Annotated in this window: 15 protein-coding genes; 13 read left to right on the top strand and 2 right to left on the bottom strand. The window is 44.1% G+C overall.

The genetic code is table 11. The features are described 5' to 3' along the window. Positions 1-18: 18 nt before the first annotated feature. From G6053_RS08340 to G6053_RS08400, 13 genes are all read left to right on the top strand, one after another. Positions 19-921: a dihydrodipicolinate synthase family protein gene (locus G6053_RS08340; protein ID WP_165306152.1), complete on the top strand. Its 903-nt coding sequence runs from the start codon at positions 19-21 to the stop codon at positions 919-921. A gap of 91 nt (positions 922-1012) precedes the next feature. Next, positions 1013-2497, top strand: a complete 1485-nt coding sequence (locus G6053_RS08345) for an aldehyde dehydrogenase (NADP(+)) (RefSeq protein WP_165306153.1) — start codon at positions 1013-1015, stop codon at positions 2495-2497. A 21-nt stretch (positions 2498-2518) separates the two neighbouring features. Further along, entirely contained in the window at positions 2519-3520 is a 1002-nt protein-coding gene (locus G6053_RS08350; RefSeq protein WP_165306154.1) for a 4-hydroxyproline epimerase, read from the top strand. A 26-nt stretch (positions 3521-3546) separates the two neighbouring features. Continuing rightward, on the top strand, positions 3547-4806 hold the full coding sequence (locus G6053_RS08355) for an FAD-dependent oxidoreductase (RefSeq protein ID WP_108632519.1): 1260 nt from the start codon (positions 3547-3549) through the stop codon (positions 4804-4806). A 15-nt stretch (positions 4807-4821) separates the two neighbouring features. Then, entirely contained in the window at positions 4822-6597 is a 1776-nt protein-coding gene (locus tag G6053_RS08360) for a DUF885 family protein (RefSeq protein WP_206531895.1), read from the top strand. 20 nt (positions 6598-6617) lie between these two features. Beyond that, positions 6618-8039, top strand: a complete 1422-nt coding sequence (locus G6053_RS08365; protein WP_165306155.1) for an amino acid permease — start codon at positions 6618-6620, stop codon at positions 8037-8039. A 73-nt stretch (positions 8040-8112) separates the two neighbouring features. Continuing rightward, complete coding sequence (locus G6053_RS08370; protein WP_165306156.1) at positions 8113-10356, top strand: DPP IV N-terminal domain-containing protein; 2244 nt, start codon at positions 8113-8115, stop codon at positions 10354-10356. Between the two features lie 45 nt (positions 10357-10401). After that, positions 10402-13461 carry a beta-L-arabinofuranosidase domain-containing protein gene (locus G6053_RS08375; protein WP_165306157.1) on the top strand — a complete coding sequence of 1020 codons (3060 nt, stop codon included), beginning with the start codon at positions 10402-10404 and terminating at the stop codon, positions 13459-13461. Positions 13462-13754: 293 nt separating this feature from the next. Next, positions 13755-16892 carry a SusC/RagA family TonB-linked outer membrane protein gene (locus G6053_RS08380; protein WP_165306158.1) on the top strand — a complete coding sequence of 1046 codons (3138 nt, stop codon included), beginning with the start codon at positions 13755-13757 and terminating at the stop codon, positions 16890-16892. Positions 16893-16902: 10 nt separating this feature from the next. Then, the gene (locus G6053_RS08385; protein ID WP_165306159.1) at positions 16903-18525 is read left to right on the top strand and encodes a RagB/SusD family nutrient uptake outer membrane protein; all 1623 of its coding nucleotides are present in this window, start codon (positions 16903-16905) and stop codon (positions 18523-18525) included. Positions 18526-18559: 34 nt separating this feature from the next. Then, entirely contained in the window at positions 18560-19264 is a 705-nt protein-coding gene (locus G6053_RS08390) for a hypothetical protein (RefSeq protein ID WP_108632512.1), read from the top strand. A gap of 28 nt (positions 19265-19292) precedes the next feature. Then, complete coding sequence (locus tag G6053_RS08395; protein WP_165306160.1) at positions 19293-20318, top strand: DUF5007 domain-containing protein; 1026 nt, start codon at positions 19293-19295, stop codon at positions 20316-20318. 178 nt (positions 20319-20496) lie between these two features. Further along, positions 20497-21435: an ornithine cyclodeaminase family protein gene (locus tag G6053_RS08400; RefSeq protein WP_165306161.1), complete on the top strand. Its 939-nt coding sequence runs from the start codon at positions 20497-20499 to the stop codon at positions 21433-21435. Between the two features lie 410 nt (positions 21436-21845). Here G6053_RS08400 and G6053_RS08405 read toward each other — a convergent pair whose 3' ends face one another. Beyond that, entirely contained in the window at positions 21846-23594 is a 1749-nt protein-coding gene (locus G6053_RS08405) for a hypothetical protein (protein WP_108632510.1), read from the bottom strand. A gap of 21 nt (positions 23595-23615) precedes the next feature. Next, the gene (locus tag G6053_RS08410; protein WP_206531896.1) at positions 23616-23843 is read right to left on the bottom strand and encodes a hypothetical protein; all 228 of its coding nucleotides are present in this window, start codon (positions 23841-23843) and stop codon (positions 23616-23618) included. Positions 23844-24223: the final 380 nt, after the last annotated feature.

The following is a 24223-nucleotide window of genomic DNA, read 5'->3' on the forward strand; positions in this document are numbered from 1 at the left end:
ATTAAGTAAAAACCAACTATGGCTGAATTAAATTGGAAGGGTGTTTACCCAGCAGTACTGACTCCCTTTAAAGAGAATGGTGAGATTGACTTTGACATGTTTGCTAAGAATACGGAAGCACAGATCAAAGCAGGGGTGCATGGTATTATCATCGCGGGATCATTGGGTGATGCCGCCGTACTTGATACCGATGAAAAGTTTGAACTATTGACTTTCGCACGTCAGCTAATTGCAGGTCGGATCCCGGTGATACTGAATATTGCAGAAAATACAACTAAAAATGCGGTTAATTTTGCCATTAAAGCAAAAGAACTGGGTGCGGATGGTTTGATGTTATTGCCACCAATGCGTTATCGGGCTGACGACCGTGAAGTGGTCACTTATTTTAAAGCAGTAGCGCATGCGACGGACTTGCCCATTTTGATTTACAACAATCCAGTGGATTATTCGGTTTTTGTGTCAACGGATATGTTCGATGAACTGAAAGACTGTCCCACGATTGTTGCGGTGAAAGAGTCCACGCGCGATCTGACAAATATCACCCGGATGAAAAACAAATTTGGCGATAGATTTCATATTTTAGGTGGGGTGGATACAATCTCACTGGAATCCTTGGTCGTTGGAGCCGATGGCTGGGTTTTTGGTTTGGTCGATGCATTTCCAAATGAAACTGTTGCCATGTATAATCATGCGGTAAATGGTGATTATGAGAAGGCATTGGAAATCTACCGCTGGTTTATGCCGTTATTGGAACTGGATATCCATCCAAAGCTTATTCAATATATTAAGTTGGCTGCAACGGCAGAAGGAATAAGCACGCCGTATTTACGTGCCCCTAGACTACCATTGGTGGGTGAAGAGGCTGAACGGATCAATCAGGTTATTGCTGACGGGATTGCCAGTCGTCCTCAGTTAAATTAAGAGCTGCAGATTAAACAGAAATAAGATACTGTAGGCGATTGGTGGACACTGTTCGCCTACAGCTCGTTTTTTAAAAAAAATCCGAAATAGAATGAATCAACCACAAGAATTTTTAGATGACCGGGTTTGTATGGCGGTCGAGGCATTTCAATTTTTGAAATCCACGACGATTGCTGTGCGTGCTGCATTTATGCATGCTGTTGCTGATAAAATTGAGGGATTAGGCCCTGAATTGTTAGACACTGCCCATGCGGAGACGGCACTTCCTTTAGCCCGGCTCACAGGAGAGAAAGCGCGTACGGTAGGGCAGTGGCGCAGTTATGCCAATGCGGTAGCCTTAGGTATCTATACCGAAGCCCGCATTGATTTGCCAAATAGTGAAACAGGTAAAAGTGATATTCGGAAGTTTAATTTGGGGATAGGGCCAGTAGTGGTATTTGGAGCGAGTAATTTCCCATTTGCCTTTTCAACGGCTGGCGGTGATACGGCAAGTGCGATCGGCGCAGGATGTCCGGTGATTGTTAAAGGACATTCCGGGCATACCCGAACGTCGACTATGATGGCTGATGCGATCACCGCGGTTATCAAAGATTATGGCTGGCCGGAAGGGGTGTTTAGCCATATTCTAGGGGATAATGTCATAGGAACAGATACGAAGATAGGGGCCTATCTGACTGCTCACCCACGAGTTAAAGCGGTCGGATTTACCGGATCATACTGGGGGGGGAAAGCCTTGTTTGATATTGCTAATCAGCGCGAAGAACCGATCCCGGTGTTTGCCGAGATGGGTAGCGTAAATCCGGTGTTTGCCTTTTCACAGCTGTTAGAGGATCGCGCTGAAGCGCTGGCCAAGGAATATGCGGCTTCGTTGACCTTGGGTGTAGGACAGTTCTGTACCAATCCCGGGGTATTTATAGCGGTAAAAGGCGATGGTCTGGAGCGTTTCAAAAAAGCGCTGGCATCGGCCATCCTTGCTACTGCACCGGCTACAATGCTAAACACGGGCATCTATGCGCATTTTGAAAAAAATAAAGCGACTTTAAGCGGACAGGCTGAGGTGAGCATGCTCGCAGAATCAAGTGTCGAAGCCGTCCAAGGGCAGGGCCGTCCCAGAATCATCAGTACCTCAGCACACAATTTTTTAAAAAACCAGGTATTGAGCGAAGAAGTATTTGGCCCTTTTGCTGTCCTGGTGGAAGCTGAAAATGCGGAAGAAGTACTGGCAATTGCGCGACAGCTCAAAGGACAGCTAACCATTACCATTGCAGCGACAAACGAAGATGTGCGGGTACATCAGGAGATTTTCAATGTGGTGAAAGATAAAGCGGGACGGCTGCTGTTTAATGGTATGCCAACCGGGGTAGAGGTGGTCTATGCCATGCAGCATGGCGGCCCTTTTCCTTCCTGTACGGATCCGCGATTTACCTCTGTCGGACCGGATGCGGTGAAGCGTTTTGTACGCCCCTTAGCTTTTCAAAATTGGCCTGATGAATTCCTGCCAGTGGAGTTGAAAAATGAAAATGCATTGGGCATCGTACGTATCGTAGATGGTAGTGCGACAAAAGCAAGTATTTAAGACATTTTTGTATAGCAACTGATGAAGAAAACATTTTTTTGTATCGACTCCCACACCTGTGGATGTCCGGTGAGGTTGGTCGCAGGAGGAGCACCGGTGCTGCAAGGGCATTCGATGATGGAACGCCGGCTACATTTTATAAAAGAATATGACTGGATTCGTAAAGGATTGATGTTTGAGCCCCGTGGACATGATATGATGAGCGGGAGTATGCTTTATCCGCCTATAGACCCCAACAACGATACCGGCGTACTTTATATTGAGACGAGTGGATGTCTTCCGATGTGTGGCCACGGGACGATCGGTACGGTGACCATTGCCATCGAAGAGGGGCTGGTAAGACCTAAAGTACCTGGAAAGCTCCGTCTGGAGACACCCGCAGGCTTGATTCTGATTGATTATGTACAAGATGGGCCAAAGGTTAAAACCGTGAAACTCACAAATGTCAAGTCTTTTCTTTACAAAGAAGGGCTTAGCGTCGTATGCCCAGATTTGGGGGAGATTATCGTCGACGTTGCCTATGGCGGAAATTTCTACGCCATCGTTGACCCTCAGAAAAATTTTAGGGACATCAGTGATTTTTCGGCGAGCCAGCTCATTCATTACGGGAAAATTATCCGCCGCTTACTCAATGAGAAAACGGACTTTATTCATCCCGAAGATGAAAATATATATGGTCTTAGCCATATTCAATGGACCGGAAAACCAACTAAGGCAAATTCCATGGGAAGAAATGCGGTGTTGGTAGGTGAAAATGCATTGGATAGGTCTCCTTGCGGTACGGGAACTTCTGCGCGCATGGCACAATGGTATGCCAAAGGAAAGTTGAAAAAGGGAGAGGAATTTGTTCATGAGAGTTACATCGGTTCGCAATTCGTCGGTCGTATCGAAGAAGAAACGACGACAATAACGGGCCAGCCAGCAATTATTCCTTCGGTAGAGGGATGGGCAAGAATTACGGGCTACAGTCAGATCATTATTGATGACGAAGACCCGTATAAAGAAGGATTTCAGGTTATGTAATTATTATTATTAAAATAGCAAAAAACGTGTCAACACAGCATAAAGGAAAAGTGGCTATCATAGGGGCGGGTATCGCAGGATTGTCCACCGCTTATTATCTCTTACAGGATGGTTGGGAGGTTCAGATTTTGGAGAAAGGTGACGGGCTGGACAATTGTTCCTATGGAAATGCAGGAATGATCGTTCCCAGCCATTTTACCCCATTGGCCGCACCGGGCATCGTGGCACAGGGAGTAAAATGGATGTTGAACAGTAAAAGCCCGTTTTACGTCAGACCCACATTGAATCTCTCATTGATCGACTGGGGACTGAAGTTCCTGAAACATGCCAATGAAAAACATGTAAATCGAAATGCAGCGGCGATACGTGATCTGAATCTTGCGAGCAGCCGCTCATATGATGAACTGGCCCGGCAGGAGGGATTTGATTTTGAGCTTAGGCAAAACGGTATTATGATGCTCTACAAGTCCGGTCATGTCGAGCAGGAAGAAATTGAACTGGCAGAAAAAGCCCAAAACCTGGGACTAGATGTAGAAATTTTTGATCAGGCAGGCATTCAGGCCCTGGAGCCTAATCTACGAATGGATACGATCGGCGGTATTTTATACAAATGCGACGGTATCTTGTATCCACCCAAACTAATGAAAATATTGACAGACTATCTGCTTGCCCATGGGGTACAGATCAACTATCAGACAGAAGTGACAGGGTTCAGGTTTTCAGGCAAAAGGGTATCCGAAATCGGTACGTCAAAAGGAGCATTTCATGCTGATGAAATTGTCGTAACCGGAGGAGCATCGCTACCGGCATTAGCGTCGAAGCTGCATTTAAAGTTGCCTTTAATGCCCGGAAAGGGGTATTCTTTCATGTATAATACAACGGGCAATAACCAGATGATCCATGCCGCTTTGCTCTTGGAGGCTCGCGTAGCGGTGACGCCAATGAATAATCAGATTCGCTTTAGTGGAACCATGGAATTAGGTCCGGCAAATGATAAGATATACAGCAATCGCGTCAAAGGTATCGTCGAATCTATCCCTAAATATTTCCCGGATCTACAGGTCGATTATCCGCAGGATATCTGGTTTGGCTACAGGCCGTGTTCACCGGATGGACTTCCTTATTTGGGCAGGACGTCCAAATATGGCAATGTCAGCATCGCGGGGGCAGGGGGGATGATGGGTTTGAGTCTGGGACCTGCTTATGGAAAAGCGATTACGGCTTTACTGTCCGACAAAGCCACCGAAACGGATATTAGGGGCTTTAGTCCGGATCGGTTTCAATAGACAAAAATAAATCAAATGATGAAGAAAAACCACAATAACCCTAACCCAAAGAAATTTATAGTCATAGGCGTGCTTTGTATGGCTTCTTCGCTAACAGATGCCCAAGAGATGGATTTGTATCAACACACAACACCCATTGAGCCTTATATCATTCAATACCGCCATGATCTGCAGGCTGTTAATTATTTTTATGGTCCTATGCCCAAAAACTGGGGATTTCAGCAGTCAGCGGCCTCCCCCGAGCAGATCAATAGACTGATCAAAGTAGATGATGACTATTTGGCTAAACTGAAAAGTTTTGATTATAAGCGGCTGAATACCAGTGGTCAGGTCGATTACGTGCTATTGAACCAAAAAGTGCTGCGGCATAAAGAGGAGCTCAAAGAGACATCCGCTTTATATAATCGGTTGCAGCTTTACTTACCGTTTGCGGACAATATCCTTCAATTTGAACAGAAGCGTCGCAGGGGTGCCGCGGTCGTGGGAAAGGATGTGGCGGTAATATTTGAAAAAACCACAGATCAGGTCGAGGCGGCGATCCAAAATCTAACAAATGTATCATCGATCGAATCTGCCGATGTCAATTTTTTGGTCAATATGGTAGAGTCATTGCGAACCCGTTTGGAAAGCGCATTTGATTTCTATAATGGATATGATCCGATGTTTACCTGGTGGGTGCCCAAATCGTATGAAAGCTTAAACGAAAAATTAATTCAATATAAAAGCGCTTTGCAGGCCAAGAGCAACTGGAAAGTCTTCAATGATGGCAGTAATATTGGTGGGCAGCCGATCGGAAAAACTGCGCTTGACAAAAAGCTGCGCGAAGAAATGATTGCTTACGATGCGGATGAACTCTTGCGTATCGCAGATCAGGAATGGGAATGGTGTGTGGCAGAGTTATTAAAAGCTTCCCGTGAGATGGGATTCGGAGACGATTGGAAAGCAGCGCAGGAAAAGGTTAAAAATACCTATGTACCGGAAGGACAGCAGCCCGGTCTGATCAATCAGTTATATGATCGAGCTCAGGCATTTATCAAGCAGCATAAGCTCATCACGATTCCTGAACTGGCAGATGAAACCTGGGGGATGATCATGATGACTCCTGAGCGGCAATTGGTCAATCCATTTTTTACGGGAGGACGGGAGATCAGTATTTCTTATCCAACCAATACCATGACCTATGACCAGAAAATGATGAGCATGCGCGGTAACAATCCATACTTTTCTTTGGGTACGGTGCAGCATGAACTCAATCCGGGACATCATCTCCAGTATTTTATGAATAAAAGGTATAAGCCCTATCGGGAGCAGAATTTCAATACACCATTCTGGACCGAAGGCTGGACCTTATATTGGGAGTTACTGTTGTATAGAATGGGTTTTGCCAAGACACCGGAAGAACGTATCGGGATGTTATTTTGGCGAATGCATCGTTGTGCGCGAATTACTTTCAGCATTAAATTTCATTTGGGCGAATGGACACCGCAACAGTGTATAGACTACTTAGTCAACAAGGTCGGCCATGAACCCGCAAATGCACATGGAGAGGTGAAGCGATCTTTTGAAGGTTCCTATGATCCTTTATATCAATTGGCTTATTTGATCGGTGGCCTACAGCTGTTGAGTATCAGTGATGAATTGGTCGGGTCGGGGAAAATGTCTTACGCGGAATTTCATGACCGGGTCATCAAGGAAAATTACTTACCCATGGAGATGGTCAGGGCGACATTGACAAACCAAAAGCTTGAACCTAACCATCAGGCGAAATGGAAATTTTATAATTTTAAATAAGTGTGATCCAACCCTAAATTATGAGTAATCAGGAAAATAGTCAAGATTTCAAAAAGTCATTGGGTTTATTGGACGCAACGATGCTTGTTGCCGGAAGTATGATCGGCTCGGGGATCTTTATTGTATCGTCGGATATCGCCCGAAATACGGGTTCTGCCGGCTGGCTGATGGTGGTGTGGTTGATCTGCGGATTTATGACGCTGGCTGCTGCCTTGAGTTATGGTGAGCTCAGTGCCATGTTTCCGAAAGCCGGTGGTCAGTATGTTTATCTCAAAGAAGCCTATGGACCGGTGGTCAGCTTTACGTTTGGCTGGACTTTTTTTGCCGTTATCCAGACGGCTACGATAGCAGCCGTAGGGGTAGCTTTCGCTAAGTTTACAGCTTATCTATTTCCGGTACTGGATGAAGATGTTTATTTGCTGGTGATAGGAGACTATCATATTTCATCTGCTCAGGTGTTGGCTATTGCTGTTATTTTGCTGCTCACCTTTATTAATACCGGTGGTGTAAAGAATGGTAAGACAGTACAGACCGTGCTGACACTGATCAAAATATTAAGTTTGGTGCTGCTGGTCATCTTTGGCTTTGCGGCTTTCGATCCGGAGGTCTGGAATCAAAACTGGTCTGCAGCGCGTATGTGGAATCTACAGCGATTAAATGTGGATGGATCGACAGTGGATTATGCTACCTTCGGTGCATTTGGTGCGATGTCTGCAGCACTTGTGGGGGCATTATTCAGCAGCGATTCCTGGCATTCATCTTCTGCGGTAGCGGGCGAAATCAAGAATCCACAACGCAATATTGGTTTGAGTTTAGCCTTGGGTACCCTGATCGTGACGGTGATCTATATTTTGACCAATGTGATGTATACCGGTGTGTTGACGATCGAACAGATGTCCAGTGCACCTAAAGATCGCGTGGCTATGCTCGTGGCGCAAGAAATTTTCGGTCCCGTTGGAATCGCCATCTTGGCGATCATGATTATGGTCAGCACGTTTGGCTGTAATAACGGACTGATTCTGGCTGGTGCAAGGATCTATTACTCCATGGCCAAGGATGGTTTGTTTTTTAAGAAGACAGCGACCCTAAATAAGAATGCGGTCCCGGCTTACGCCTTGTGGTTACAGGCGCTCATTGCATCGATATGGTGTCTGACAGGTAAGTATGGTGATCTGCTGGATATGATTACCTGCGTGGTAGTTATGTTCTATGTTTTGTGCATCATCGGCATCTTTTGGCTGAGATATAAACGTCCGGATGTACCGCGGCCTTATAAAGCTTTTGGCTATCCTTTTATTCCGGCCGTCTATATTTTGATGGGGATCTCGTTTATTGTTTTGTTGGTCATCTATAAACCGCAATTTACCTGGCCGGGCATTATTATCACACTTTTGGGGATTCCGTTATATTATTTTGTGAAACAAAAAGAAGCGAAGACATAAACCTACTTATTTTTAATCTTGCCTAGTTGCAATAGGAGGCAAAACAACACATAGGATTTAAAGAATAACAGATATGAAGTTAACATTTACAGCTGTTTTATTGATGATATTTCAGCTTACGACAATGGCACAGGGGACATTGGCGGACTATAAACGTGCCAAAGAGATCAGAAGTTCATTTAGCAAGGTATATCAGGTACCACAGCAGATTATCTGGTCTGAAAAAGGAGATAGTTTTTGTTATTGGGTGAATCAGAAAGACAGCAAAAGGAGCCTATATCTGGTGGATGTGCTCAACAGAAAAAAAATAGCCACTGATGTTGCCCTGATTGAAAAACAGTTATCCGCTCAGCTGGGTAAAGAAGTGAAATTAGGTGTTTTGTGGGGAAGGGATCTGAAAGTGCTATCGGCAAACGAGGTTGAGTTTACGGAAGACAACGTGGTGTGGAAGTGGAATGGGGAGGAAAATAAGCTGAGCAGATTGCGTGATATGCCTACAACTGGCACTGACCGTCGATCGGGCGGATATTGGGGAGCACGCTGGGATGATAGTAAAGGTGAACCGACAGATTCGCCCGATAAGGTCTATACGGCTTATATTAAAAATAGCAATGTATATATCCGCAAAAAAGAGGATTCAAAAAGTGAGCGCCAGTTGACTTTTGATGGAAGCCCCGGGGAGTACTATAGCGCCCGTATCCAATGGTCCAATGATTCAAAAAAATTGGCTGCTTCAAAAGTGAGGAAGGCTGAAATCAGACAGTTGACTTTATTGGAGTCTTCGCCGACCGATCAATTGCAGCCAAAATTACAGACCAGAGACTATAATAAACCCGGAGATGCGCTGTCGCAATACTATCCGACCATTATTGATGTCATCGGGGGGCGGGTGATAACGGTAGATCCTGCTCAGGTAGCCAATCAATTTTCACTATCTGCACTTGTATGGAAAGCGGATAACAGTGGAATTACATTTGAATATAACCAACGTGGTCATCAACGGTACGATGTGATGGAATTGAGTGCTATGGACGGAAAAACCAGAACTGTTATTTCAGAACGTAGTGCGACATTTATTGATTATAGCGGAAAGAAATACCGGAATGATCTCAAAAAAACAGCGGATATCATTTGGGCTTCGGAACGTGACGGATGGAATCATCTGTATCTGTTTGATGCAAAAACAGGTGCATTGAAACAGCAGATCACAAAAGGAAATTGGGTGGTGCGCAAAGTTGTCAACGTCGATGAAGATAACAAAAAGATTATTTTTGAGGCGAGTGGCATGCATAAGGAAGAGGATCCATATCTTATCCGTTATTATGCAATTGGTTTTGATGGTAAGGGTTTGAAAGAACTTACTCCGGAAGCAGCCAACCATCAGGCAACATTTAATGCGGATTATTCTTTATTTGTCGATCTATATTCCCGGGTTGACCAGGCTCCGCAGGCCGTATTACGTCGGGTAGCCGACGGACAGATCGTCATGAATCTGGAACAGGCGGATATTTCGGAGCTGGAGGCTACGGGATGGCGTAAACCTGAAGTGTTTAAGTCCTTGGCCAGAGATGGTAAAACTGATATCTGGGGCATTATCGTCCGGCCACGAAATTTCGACCCGAACAAAAAATATCCGGTGATCGAGTATATCTATGCCGGTCCACATAGCGCCTTTGTTCCGAAATCATTTTCAGCTAATCCGGCAGGACTTGCTGAGCTTGCTGAACTGGGCTTTATCGTGGTGCAAATCGACGGAATGGGAACGTCCAATCGTTCAAAGGCTTTTCAGGATGTCGCCTGGAAAAATCTGAAAGATGCGGGTTTCCCTGACCGTATTGCATGGATGAAGGCTGCTGCGCTTAAATATCCGTCTATGGACATCGAAAAAGTCGGTATTTATGGCACTTCTGCCGGAGGACAGTCTTCTGCCGGAGCGCTCTTGTTTCATCCTGAATTTTATAAGGTAGGGGTTTCATCCTGTGGCTGTCATGATAATCGTATGGACAAAATATGGTGGAATGAACAATGGATGGGCTGGCCGATCGGGCCTGAATATGCGGCGTGTTCTAACATTGAAAATGCGTATAGATTAGAAGGAAAGTTGCTGTTGATCGTGGGGGAGCTGGATGATAATGTGGACCCTGCATCGACCTACCAGTTTGTCAACCAGTTGATCAAACATGGTAAGGATCACGACTTCATTATGGTTCCGGGAATGGGGCATGCCTCTGGCGGTGATTTTGGAGAAAAGAAACGTCGCGATTATTTTGTGAAACACTTACTCGGGGTAGAACCTCCGGCCTGGAATACTTATTAGCGAACAAAAAATCGAGCTTGCGAGCTCATAATTGATGATATAGCGATGAAAAGTTACCTATTTTTTTTGCGTTTTATTCTTGTTGCCACAATACTGACGAAAGGGTTCGTTATGGTACGGGCACAAAGCGGTGATCAGATATTGGATGGAATCGGTGAAACGGGCATGATCGCGCGATATGTATTTAACGGAGATCTGAAAGATTGGTCCCGCAACAACCTGCATGCTACAGCCGGCCAGCATGCTACTTTTGTCAACGACAAGCGCTTTGGAAAAGTGCTGTCGCTATCGGGTGAAAAAAATGATTTTATACAGATCCCTGCCGATGCATTGACCGATATGGAGTCATTGAGTATCTCGGGTTGGATTTATTTGCGTTCGAAAAAAGAAGGCCAGGTTTTATTTGACTTTGGAAAAGATGCGCATAAGCATTTCTTTGCGGCTCCTTCGGGAACGAATGCTCAAGCTGGATTCCAAAGTGTACTGACTACAGGAGAAAATAATCAAAAAGGAGCTATCGCGCCAGCATTGGCATTGAATAAGTGGGTTTACCTGACGATCGTGGTGGATATTCCCGCTAAAACGATGACGACTTATGTAGATGCTGTACCTGTTGGTGAATCGAAGCAAATACCGCGTGAATTGACGGAAGTGTTTGGATCATCCGGCGATAAGAATAAATTGTATATCGGAAAATCACTTTTGGCAGGATCGCCGACATTGGATGGTATGTTGCATGATTTTCGGATCTACCGTGTTCCGTTAAGTAAAAATCAGCTTACGGGGATTTATACCAATTCGCAACGTGGAGTAAGCAATCGTGCTGTAAATGTAACTAAGGTAGAGGATAACCTGCCTGAATTTCCATTGACGCAAGCGCAACTCTATAATGCATACTTGCTTGCTGTCCCGGATGTGCAGGTGGAAACGGCATTGGGAGATTTGCCACGTTTGCCAAGCTATGTACCGGGCACCTATAAAGAGGGGGTGATCGGTCCCAAAGTACGGGTATTATGGCCTTCGCCAGCGGATAACAGTACCGTTCTGGAAGCAGGACGTTATACCATTACGGGCCGTGTTCCGGGAACAACGATACAGCCTAAAGCAATCGTAACTGTTAAGGGGGGCAATAAGACTACTGCACCACGTTTGAAATTAGCAGCTTTTGATCTTAGTCAGGTTTCCCTTCAAGCTGACGCGCAAAATCAAGAAACAAAATTTATTGAAAATCGGAATAAATTTATCAAGACTTTGGCGGCTACTGATCCCAACTCTTTTCTCTATATGTTTCGCGATGCATTTGGACAACCACAACCGCAGGGCGCTAAACCGCTGGGGGTATGGGATAGTCAGGATACCAAACTCAGAGGTCATGCGACGGGTCATTATCTGACTGCGATCGCACAGGCTTATGCGAGTACCGGATATGATAAAACATTGCAAGCTAATTTTGCCGGGAAAATGAACTACATGGTCAATACGCTGTATGACCTGGCTCAATTGTCGGGTAAACCGCAACAGGCAGGCGCTGCGTCCGTAGCTGACCCGACCGCCATCCCTTATGGGCCCGGTAAATCAACCTATGACTCGGATCTGAGCCGCGAAGGAATCCGCACGGATTATTGGAATTGGGGGGTGGGCTATATTAGCGCTTATCCACCGGATCAATTTATTATGTTGGAAAAAGGAGCGAAATATGGGGGACAGAAGACACAGGTTTGGGCGCCCTATTATACTTTACATAAAATTTTGGCCGGCTTAATTGATATCTATGAAGTGAGCGGCAATGAAAAGGCGCTTCAGGTGGCCACGGGTATGGCAGACTGGGTGCATGCGCGGCTTAGTCAGCTGCCAAAGGAAACGCTGACACAGGTGTGGAATACGTATATTGCCGGCGAATTTGGAGGAATGAATGAGACATTGGCACATCTTTACCGCATCACCCATAAGGAACATTATCTGAAAACCGCGCAATTTTTTGACAATATCGATATGTTCTTTGGTAATGCGCAGCATGCACATGGATTGGCTAAGAATGTCGATACTTTTCGTGGATTGCATGCCAATCAGCATATTCCACAGATTGTGGGAAGTATCGAGCTATATCAGGTTTCCAATCTGCCGGAATACTACCGGGTGGCCGACAACTTTTGGTACAAAGCTGTAAATGATTACATGTACAGTATAGGCGGGGTCGCGGGCGCGCGCAATCCGGCCAATGCGGAAGTTTTTACAGCAGAACCGGCCACCTTATATAAAAATGGTTTTTCCGAAGGTGGACAGAATGAAACCTGTGCAACTTACAATATGCTGAAATTAACAAGCAACTTGTTTCTTTTTGACCAACGCACCGAATATATGGATTACTATGAACGCGGATTGTATAACCATATTTTAGCTTCTGTGGCTGAAAATACGCCGGCTAATACGTACCATGTGCCTCTGCGACCAGGAGCAATAAAGCAATTTGGGAATCCCGATATGACGGGCTTCACCTGTTGTAATGGTACTGCAATCGAGAGTAGCACCAAATTGCAAAATAGTATTTATTTTAAAAGCAGGGATGATCAGGCTTTATATGTCAATCTATTTATTCCTTCTACTTTGGAATGGACCGAACGGAAGGTGACTGTAGTGCAGAAAACGAGTTTCCCAAAGCAAGACGAGACGGAGCTGACCATAAAAGGGAACGGCAAATTTGATCTTCATGTTCGTGTGCCGGGCTGGGCAACTAAAGGATTTTATGTGACTATTAACGGTAAAGATCAAAAAGTACAGGCAGAGCCGGGTACATATTTGAAATTGAGTCGCAACTGGAAGAACGGTGATCGTATCAAGCTCAAAATGCCTTTCCAGTTTCATTTAGATCCGGTCATGGATCAACAGAACATTGCCAGTTTATTTTATGGACCGATCTTATTGGCGGCTCAGGAACCTGAGGCGAGAAAAGACTGGCGTAAAGTGACGCTGAATGCAAAGGATATCAGCAAATCTATCACAGGTGATCCGCAAAGTTTAGCGTTTAAGATTGATGGGGTTGATTTTAAACCATTCTATGATACCTACGGACGACACTCGGTTTATCTGGATGTTACATTGAAATAAGTGCACTATATGCTAAAATTTTGAGGGGTACTTTGCTTGGCGAAGTACCCCTTTTTTTACAAATACAAGCCATAAAATTATTCCCACTCACTTTTCTTGCTCCATCTCAACCGATCAATTGGCTGAGATCATAGTCGTGATGGTTGACGATCATTTTTTAAATGATGTCTGACTGTTGCCTTTGGTTACAATCGAAGCGCGATTGGTTAAATTTGGACTGAAATCAGACCTGATTCTACGTTAACTTCGAATATCAGTTAACAACTAATATCAATTAACCAAATTAATCAATCATGAAAAACGCAGGTCTTTTATTAGTCCTAGTGCTTCTCCTTTCTGTCGATTTATTTGCACAACAGGTAACAGGCGTTGTTCGGGATGTTTCGGGAAGTGCAATGGTAGGAGCTACGCTGAGAAATTTGTCTACGCAGATAAGTGCGCAAACGAATGGCAAGGGGGAGTTTACGATGGTAGCAAAATCAGGCGATATTATCGAGGCGAGCTTGCTTGGATATGAGTCAAAGCGGCTAACGGTCAGTTCGGAATCACGGCTAAATTTTGAATTGAACGCCACATTTTCCACGTTGGATGAAACCGTTGTCATTGGCTATCAAAAAGTCTCCCGAAAGAAAGCCACTGCAGCGATTTCCAGCATTTCGGGAAAAGAACTGGCGAATCTGCCGGCGGCAAGTTTTGATCAGCTTCTTCAGGGACGTTTATCGGGGGTAAATGTTCAGAACTTTACAGGGGAACCTGGGGCAACCCCCACAGTTCAGGTACGTGGAAATACAAGCTTAAATCGGGAGTACGATGAATTTAGTGTCGGAAATGCACCTTTGTATGTCGTTGATGGCGTTCCTCAGCCACCGCAACAGTACACTTCGCCGGTAACGGGAACGGGCACAAATTTTATAGCTGGCATAAATCCGCAGGACATTGAAAGTATCGATGTACTGAAAGATGCTTCTGCTGCTGCCATCTATGGATCAAGGGCTTCCAGTGGTGTGATCCTGATCACGACTAAAAAAGGTATCAGCCGGGAGCCACAGGTGATGGTTTCGGCCTATACGGGATTAACACAACGCCCTGAGCTGCGGGATGTGGCATTAGGGGCCGAAGAGCGAAGGCAAAAGATGCGCATCTTAGAAGAATTACAGCAATATCGTCCTGACATTGAAAATAGAAATATATCTCTTTTGCTTACCGATAGCTTAAATCCCGCTTTTAACGGATCAACCGATTGGCAGGACATGTATTATCGGAAGGGGATGGTGAACAATGCTGATCTGAGTTTGAGTGGCGGCGGCCCGGGAGGATCCAATTATCGTTTCAGTGCCGGATTATATGATGAGCAGGGAATTGTCAAGGCTACGGGGTTCAAGCGCTATTCAACACGGTTGAACTTAATGTCCAAAGCGCTGAATGAACGCTTGATGATCAATCCGATTGTAGCTTATTCGCGAACGGAGCGTACCCGGGCTGGCGGCGGCGGAGTTGGAGTGACGGCCAGATACACGCCTGCATCGTATTTCAACCTGAGTGAAACGCGAAAAAATTATCTTCTTGGGATGTACAATGATGATTCGGATGTAAATACGGGAAATCAATTTACATTCAACCTGAATCTAGGGTATGATTTTTCAAAAGAGTTGAAATTTACATCTCAGACTTCTTATATCTATTCAAACAGTAGGCGTGATGTGAGCACACCTTCTTCCGTGGCTAATTTTACCGGAAACAAACAGGATGTCTTTTCCGATAATCAAGTCAATGTGCTGTCCTCTAATTATTTTAGTTATAATAAAGAATTTAATAAACACAGCCTCAGTATGATCTTGGGCAGTGACCTGGAATACAATCAATACCGGTCTGTGGGGGCAGGTGCTTCCAATGGTGCTTCGGACCAGATTAAAGTCATCCAGGGATTTCAGCAACGTTATCTCACTGCTTTTTCCGATTATCAGGCTTACAGTATGGCTTCTTTTTACTCGCGGCTGGCATATGACTATGATTCCCGTTATTTGCTGTCAGCAAGTATACGCGGGGATGGTTCATCTCGTTTTGGGAAGGGCAATAAGTGGGGGTATTTTCCTTCTGCTTCAGTTGCATGGCTGATTTCGGAAGAATCTTTTATGAAAGACGGGCAGTCTCCGTTTTCCATGTTAAAACTCCGTGCCAGTTTGGGCACGACAGGTGGATTACCGGGCAATAATTATCTACAGTATAATCTTTACAGGGTCAACGCCGGAAATTTCTGGGGAAATGACAATGCTACTTCCTATAATGGTGTTACCGCCATAACACCCAATCTTGTCGATGGGGTGGCGCAGCCCAATATCAGCTGGGAGCGCTCCATGCAATGGAATATTGGTTTGGACGGTGAGATTGCCAACGGTCGTTTTTCTTTTGCCTTTGACGTTTTTAATAAGGAAAATAAGCAATCTTTATTTGATGTGGCCCTGCCTGTGACAACCGGATATGACCGGGCATTGACCAATTCGGTGGGCGTCCGTAATTATGGCGCTGAGGTGGTCTTGATGGCCAATCCGCTGCCAAGGACCAGCTCTGTGCAGTGGTTCAGTCGCCTGAATGTCTCCTATGTGCGGAATAAAATTATGAACCTTCCTAATTCGGGCCGGGATTTGGTGGTCTCCGGTTCCCGTTTTGATAAAACACATATTTTATCGGTGGGCAGCCCGATCAATACCTTCTACTTGTACCAGACTTTGGGAATCTATTCCACGCTCAACGATATTCCGATCAATCCCCTGACAGGTGACCGCTATAATGCCGGTGGAAGTGCCTATGCACCGGGTGATATGTGGATCAGGGATGTGGATGGAGACTATATGACCGATCCTTTCAATGATGGCATAAACCCTGATAAACTTCCGCTCGGCGATCCAAATCCTAAATTCACGGGCGGCTGGACAAATAATGTGACCTGGAAGAATTTCAATCTTGGCATACTCTTCACCTTTTTGTTCGACAGAGATGTGCTCAATTTATATCAATCTGATCTATTTGAGAACGGTGCTGCGACCAATTCCACCTATGATTTTGCACGGTATGCGACACCGGATTTTAGTAAGATCAATATCTGGCGTCAACCGGGCGATCGTGCAGATTATCCGGCTTACCCTTTAGGATCCTTGCGCTACTATACGGTGGCGGGTCAGACATTTTTCATGGATAAAGGTGACTATTTCAGAGTGAAAAGTGTGAGCCTTTCTTACAGTCTGCCCAATCGTTTAGTATCGGGATGGGGGATGAAGAGTATTCGGATGTACGGCATCGTGGATAATTTAATGATGTTCCAGCGTTCGAAAAGATTACCGGATGCCGAAGCTGTAAATTATTATGGTGAATATGAGGGCAATGGTTATCCAATCCCCAGAAAGTTCACGTTTGGTGTGGAGTTACAATTTTAATCAGCGCATTATGAAAACATTATTTATAATCAATTATTGGAAGTTGGTGCTGCTTTTGGCGATCGGCCTGAGCTGCGTGTCGTGCAATAAATTTTTGGAAGAGGAGCCTCGAAATTCCACTTATAAGGAGGTGTATTGGAAAGATCCCAAAGCAGGAGAAAGTGCTATTGCAGGTAATTATGCGCTATTGAGGAACGCCCTGATGGATGGTTTTTATAGCGTTGGAAACCGCTATTATATCTACGGGGATATGACGCCGGATATTTATATCGGTATCAATCGGGATAGCTACAGTCATCCTGAAATTGGAAAAGGCAATTGGACCAGCAATTATTTTGCGCAGTCTTATGGCAATTGGACCGTATTTTATAAAACAATAGCCATGTCCAATATCATTCTCAAAGAAATGCCTTTGGTACCGAATGATATTTTGATCCTAGAACAGACAGATCCGGAGGCTTTCCGAAAAAAAATTATGGGACAAGCTTATTTTATTCGGGCGTTTTCTTATTTCATGCTGACCAGAATCTGGGGGGATGTACCGCTGGTAACCGAGGCATATGATGATCCGATTAATGCGCCTCACCTGGGTCGTACCCCCCGCATAGCGGTGATGAAACAGATCGAGGAAGATTGCCGTCATGCGATCGGCTTATTGAGTTGGGGCTATAAAACAACCGCAGAACGCGCTGTTACGGCAAACAGAGGTTCGGCTTATGCCCTAATGGCACATCTGTACCTTTGGCGGGCGACGACAGCAGATCTGGCATCAAATACACCGATAATGGATGACGTAACGCGTGCCGACACGACAATCAATACCTTGCTCGCTCAAGGTGGGTATACACTTGCCGATACTGCTAAATATGCGGATGTTTTTAAAGGGAGATCGAGCGAGGGTATTTTTGAATTAAATGTCAGTGAAAATACGCTGGAAGGCTCGAGTGCACATATCGGGATGAAATTTTTAAATAGTGACTATATTCCGACTTATGCTGCAACAGCCGATTTTTTCACCAAACCGGCTTATCTGAGCAGTCATTTTTACAAGATCGAAGAGAAAGAAGACTGGGTATGGCATGAAGATATCAGGCAATGGGTCTGGGAAACTGTACAATCTCGGGGGCTTGATACATTGGATGTACGCTTCAAAAATAATTTTGTCAATTATACATCAGATAAACCTGTATGTATTAAATACAGCAATATTGTCTTTCGGAATCCGGGACAGCAGCTTGAACCTTATAACAGTAATAATTTGATTTTATTTCGGTTGAGCGATATTAAATTGCTGCAGGCGGAAATAGCCCTCTATCAAAATAATCCCGGTCGCGCGATTACTATCATCAATGCGTCAAGAGCGCGCTATGGCGCTGATCCCTCGAGTTTATTAAAACCAGGCCTGACAAAAACGGAAGTCATGAAAGAATATATAATCGAACGCGGAAAAGAACTCTATCTGGAAGGTCATCTATTTTTTGATATGATTCGCACGCGGACCTACTCGGATCATATCACTTGGCTGAGCGAGGCCCGTTTTAAACAAGGTGGTTTTTTCTGGCCGGTAGATCCCCGTTTATTTAGTGAGAATAGACTTTTAGTTCAGACAGCATACTGGCGCGGAAAGATTTAATGACAGATTTAGAAACTTAAAATCTTTAGAAATAATGACTAAAATAATAAAAAAGACCTGTGCATATCTATTGTTTGCCCTGTTGTTTTTTCATGTATTGACCTCATGCTCGAAAAACGATTATATCAACGATGGCGGTATCCATCAAGCGAAAGTAAATATGAGCACCTATGATTATCTGGCATCGCATCCAAAATTCGATTCGCTGGTGCGGATCATTGACCGTGCGAACTTAAAAGAGTTGGTGAACAGTGATATCACCTTTTATGCAACGACAAATTGGGGGGTAGCAGACTATGTGAGTGCTAAAAAACAACAGCGTATCGCAGAGGTAGGCGATGAAAATATTTCCTTTTCCATTGATGATATTGATCCAAAAAGATTGGATTCTTTGAAGATATATATGTTTAAAGGAAAGGTGGAACGTGATAAGCTGGATATTAATGGTGCATACTTTGCCAATTTGTTTGGACCTATCCCCGGGGTTCGATTTCAGTTGGGATTGAGACGAACAAGAGATTATAGTTCCTATGTCGACTATGTTGACTATTTATATTACACGAAAGTGAATGGAACGCTGGATTCGGAGGAACCTGATCAAAATACGATTCCGGAAGCAGCACGAGATGTGCGCGTAGATGTACAGACTTCGGGGATTATCACGACCACGGGTGTCATACACGTGTTGCACGGTGATCATCGTTTATTTTTTAATAAAGAAAAAATGGCTTCCAACTAAGTAGGAGGGATTAAAAAAATATATGTCAATGAAAATGAATCATATAACAAGGTACACGATCCTATTGGGAATAATGATCGGTATAATCATTTCCTCCTGTTCAAAAATAGAGGAGGGTTTTTTAAGTGATACCATTCGATATCGTGACAGTGTGATCTATTGTAAGCGCGGAATGACGCTCATGCTTTCGGATCGGATAAATGCAGACGGATCGACTCCACCTTTTGAATTCAAAATGTTAAATCTGCGGAATAAGTCGACGGGAGAGCCTGCACCGGAGGAATTCACAAAAATGTATGAAATTGAAGTTTTTAAGGAAGGCATGACTTTCAATGCGGCAACGGATACAACGGTCGCCCTGTTGAAAGCGAAACGTGAATTGAAGCAGGTAACTCCGATGGAATTTAATCCCGTCAGCGGACAGATTAGTTTTAATCGCGCATCGGCAAATCTACCATTGGGTGTCTATACTTTTGATTTGCAGGCAACGAACCGCAAGGGTACTAAAATCTATAAATCATTTGCGGAGATCCATGTCATCGAACCTTTTTTGGAGGATATTTTTGAGTTGACTTATGCCTCATTGACCGGATCTAATGCTGCTGAGACGTTTACACCGGCTTATAATAATAACATCAAATTGACCTGTACCAAAGTCTCCGATGAGGGGGCGCGCGTGATCTTGAAAATTGTCGATAAGAATGGTCGCGCATGGGATCCAAGTGCGGGGCAGGTGATCAAACGTGGTGATCGTCCGACCTTTGAATCGCACGTTCGTTTCAATCCGGTCGTTGCGACAAACACGGCATTGGTATGTGACTATGAAGTGGCTCCGTTTCCCCTCACAAAATTTAATGATGGTAAGACCAATTGGGATTACAATATTTATTACCGTATACCGATGCGCTTTGCAGCAATGGATGGACATCCTAACCATAATATCAACCCTGTTTTTGGCTTTCGTGTCCTGATGGAGGGAACATTTGAGGTGGAAGTGAAGCTGACAAATGTGGCTGCAATTAATTCATCCGGACCACCTGCGACAGGATTGTAACCAGGTAGAGCAGGTTCTGTTGTTAAAGATCCTTTGCTGCTAATTACCCAAAGCGTCAAGTGTTAATTAAGCACTTGCGGCGCTTTGGGTAAAAAACGGTAATGAATGGTCAGTTTATAAGGATGTGCAGCTCGGATTATTTGCTATGTTTATGGTTTTAAAAGATGCTGTTGAAAATATGAGAATCATTGAAAAAGAAACGATTGATGCTGTACTTAACCATGATGAATTGATCGAAGCACTGCGCAAGGTTTTTCAATCGGCTTTTACGATGCCTGTTCGGCATCATCACTTTTATCAAAATGCTGAGGGAATTGAAAATACGCTTATTTTAATGCCTTCCTGGACAGATACCTATATCGGAATCAAACAGGTTGTTGTTGCTCCCGAGAATCATCGTAAAAACCTACCGGCAATACATGCCCTATATACTTTATTGGATGCAGTGACCGGAGAATTTTTAGTTCAGATGGATGCTGCCGGACTGACCTCCCGCCGAACCGCCTGTACTTCTGCTTTAGCGGCTTCTTATTTAGCTCGGGAGGATTCAAAAACCTTGTTAATTGTTGGCGGCGGGAAAGTTGCCCAGCATCTTGTGCAAGCACATTCTGTTGTCCGTCAGTATGACCAAATCTTGATCTGGACAAGAAATGCAGCGAAAGGTGTAGAACTGGTATCCAGCTTACAACAGGCAGGATTTACTAAGGTTGCATATGCCGATAATTTGGAAGAAGCTGTGGGTAGGGCAGATGTGATTTCTTGTGCTACGTTAAGTCATGAACCGCTGGTAAAAGGAGAGTGGATAAAGGCAGGTACACATCTGGACCTGATCGGGTCCCATACGCCTAAAACACGCGAAGTAGACGACATGGCTATATTGAAGAGTAGCATATTTGTGGATTCGCGAGCCGGCGCACTACATGAGACGGGGGAGTTGGCGATTCCGATTGCATCCGGAATTCTTGATCCAAACAGTATCAAAGGCGATATTAAAGAACTTTGCTGTGGTGAGATTAGGGGAAGATCATCTTTGGAGGAAATTACTTTATTTAAGTCGGCGGGTTTAGCGATAGAAGATCTGGCTGCGGCTTTGCTCGTCTATCAGCACGTGATTTAAGGAAAAGAATCAATATTGAACTGGGGAGATTAAAGCGTTTTAACCTAACTAATGTTAAACTTAAATTATAAATTTAAAGTAATACACTTTCTGTACCAAATTGAACCGCATGACAAAAATGCCGTGATTATTTCTCCGGTATAGATGCGTAATCTGGACAATAGAGACTTTTTCTGAAACTCCCCGGTACATTTTTTTAAGAACTTGGAGAAATTGGAAGCGTCGTAGGTGAACAGTAAAGCAATGTTAGAGATGGATAGCTTTGAATCGAATGGAGAGTAAAATTATGTATAGGAGAAAAAGCCCGGCTTGGATAAACCAGCCGGGCTTTTCTTCCTATTGTTTTCAATAGGAAATTTCTAGTCAAATAGGGATTATATAATGACTACTTATGAAAATTTTTAAGCCTCTTATTTATCCTGGATACAACGTACCGGGTAAGCCGCACGTTTGAAATAATTCTGTACATCCCAAGAACCACTTTGGAATCCTCGGCCCTGATAAGCTCTATCATTACCGCCGACTTCCATATTTAACCAGTAAATAGCAGTTGCTTGTCTGAGACGCTGAGATCCGTCAACTGTTTCTCTATGACCATTTGCAGGAAAGCTTAATTTAATATCACTACTTTTTCTACTGGTCATAATATGTGCCGCTGTAAAGTCGGATAATCCAGCTGAAGTTCCTGTATTTGGAATCCAGTTTCCAATGGAAGTATGGCGGGTATAAGTTCCTAAACGGGTATATTCAGCTTGACTAGGTACTCTATCTCCTGTACCACATGGATCCAATGCTGCCTTTATAGGAGCCGCTGCGGTACCATTATTCCATGAACCGTCCGGAGCTGATGAAGTATCCCATCCCGGGATTGCAGCATCACCACTGTAAGCATTTGCCACTGCAGCCTGACGGCCCCATTGGTAGTAATTACCGTATAGTGCCTGTACAGAAGGAACGGCATCAGGATTATTGGTTGCAGGGTTTACATCGACCACACCAAGGTTAAAACGATCCCAACGATAGCCGGCGATGACAGCATAGCGTGCATCAGCAGCAGTAGCGCTTCTGGTGACATTGGACGCATTGACAAAACGGTCGCTGTTAAAACGTAATTTCATGGTGTAAGAAAAGCCCGGTTTTAAGCCTAGACCCGCATTTGAAAAATTAAAGCTTACCGCTTGCGCATTGACATCATGACCGATTTTGATCTGACCGCTTGGTATTGTTAATGCAATTGAAAAATTGGTTGACTGACTCTGGTTGACGATAAAAGTCCGTGCTGTTGCATTTAGATTTGAAACAGGGGGTACGTTTATCGCATTGGTAGCGGATAGGGTTTCGCCGGTACTCAGGTCGACAGTTGGGTTAGCGAAAGGTGAAACCCATTCAGCTTGTACCGGAACCTCCGAAAGGTAACCTCCTTTTACATAGTTTGCAGTACCAAATGTACCCGTCGCATCGCTATTGTCGACAAGCAGGGTCACACGGGTAAACATGTGCTGCAATGGTGTCGTCAACGGAGTCGGAGTATTGTTGCCGAGTATGGTGACGTCTTTTTCGATGGCATACATAAAGTCACCTCCATTCTCTTCATAGCTTGTAAAAGCGAAATTCACCTGACCTGCTGTATACAGGTTTGTTGTTGGAGCTGCAGGAGGAGGGGTGGTCGTAGAACCTAATGAATAGATCACAAAGGTATACTTATTGCCTGCGATCAATTTATCCCCAAAGAATACCTGGGTTGAATCCGAAGCATCGCCAACGGACTGATCGATGTAGGTACCGTCTGTTTCATAGGCTACTACCCGATAGGTTACCGGACCTCTCAATGACAGCAATTTCGTTGCGGCCTTTTTACCGGTGGATGCTTTAAGCCCGCTGTTACTTGGGGTATTTTCGGTCAGTTCTGCGGTGATGCTAAACGGTCCCGACTGAATTTCTTTAGTTATCGTTAAAGGTTCAGTTGCGCCGGCTTTTGCCGAAGCTTTCGCCACGGATATATTATCTCCGCCGAATTGGGCTTCTGTTAAAGCCAGTTTTATCCCTTTATTCACTTCAACAGTATTTTCACCTTTCTCCTTGCTACAGGAAACGGCAACTGCTAAGAGAATGATCAAGGATAGTTTTGTTTTTGCTAGTTGAAATATTGTTTTTTTCATAATTGTTTTAAATAATTTTGATTAGTTCCACCATTCACCGCCACTCGGATCCTGGGTTTCTGATCCACCGTTATTCCATTCTGTTTCGTTAACACCGGAGCCTCCTCCGGGTTGGGCTGACCCTGCCGAGCCTGCGGCCACACCTTCCTCCATCAGTACATCTAACTGCTCGATGACGGGTGTCACGTAGATCTTTTTTTCAGTTTTCTTTTTCATGTGTATTTTTATTATTTGGTTTATGACTAACATCTATTAAAATAGGATACATTGTGCAATACTGGATCAAAGCAGCTGTATCCTCCTAATAAATGCCTTTTATTAGTTTAGATTCCTACTGTTTTGTACTATTCTTGGCGTTTTAAAATTAACATTGGGTATTTAATATCTCTTCATTTAAATAATTAGCTGTTCTGGTGACTTCTCATAACTTAATATATCGATTCAATATATTACACATTTTGCATCAAAAATAATGCTATAGTTTAATAAATTGACTGATTTAGATATCACAGATATATCGCATATGTATCACATTTTTAAGGTGATTTGATTTATGGTGTTTTTTAACTCCGTTATATAAAGTAATCGCTCAAAAAAACTAGATTCAAGTGCTTCTGATTGTTTTGTTA

It is taken from the genome of Sphingobacterium sp. DR205, assembly GCF_011064245.1.
Classification (GTDB): domain Bacteria; phylum Bacteroidota; class Bacteroidia; order Sphingobacteriales; family Sphingobacteriaceae; genus Sphingobacterium; species Sphingobacterium athyrii.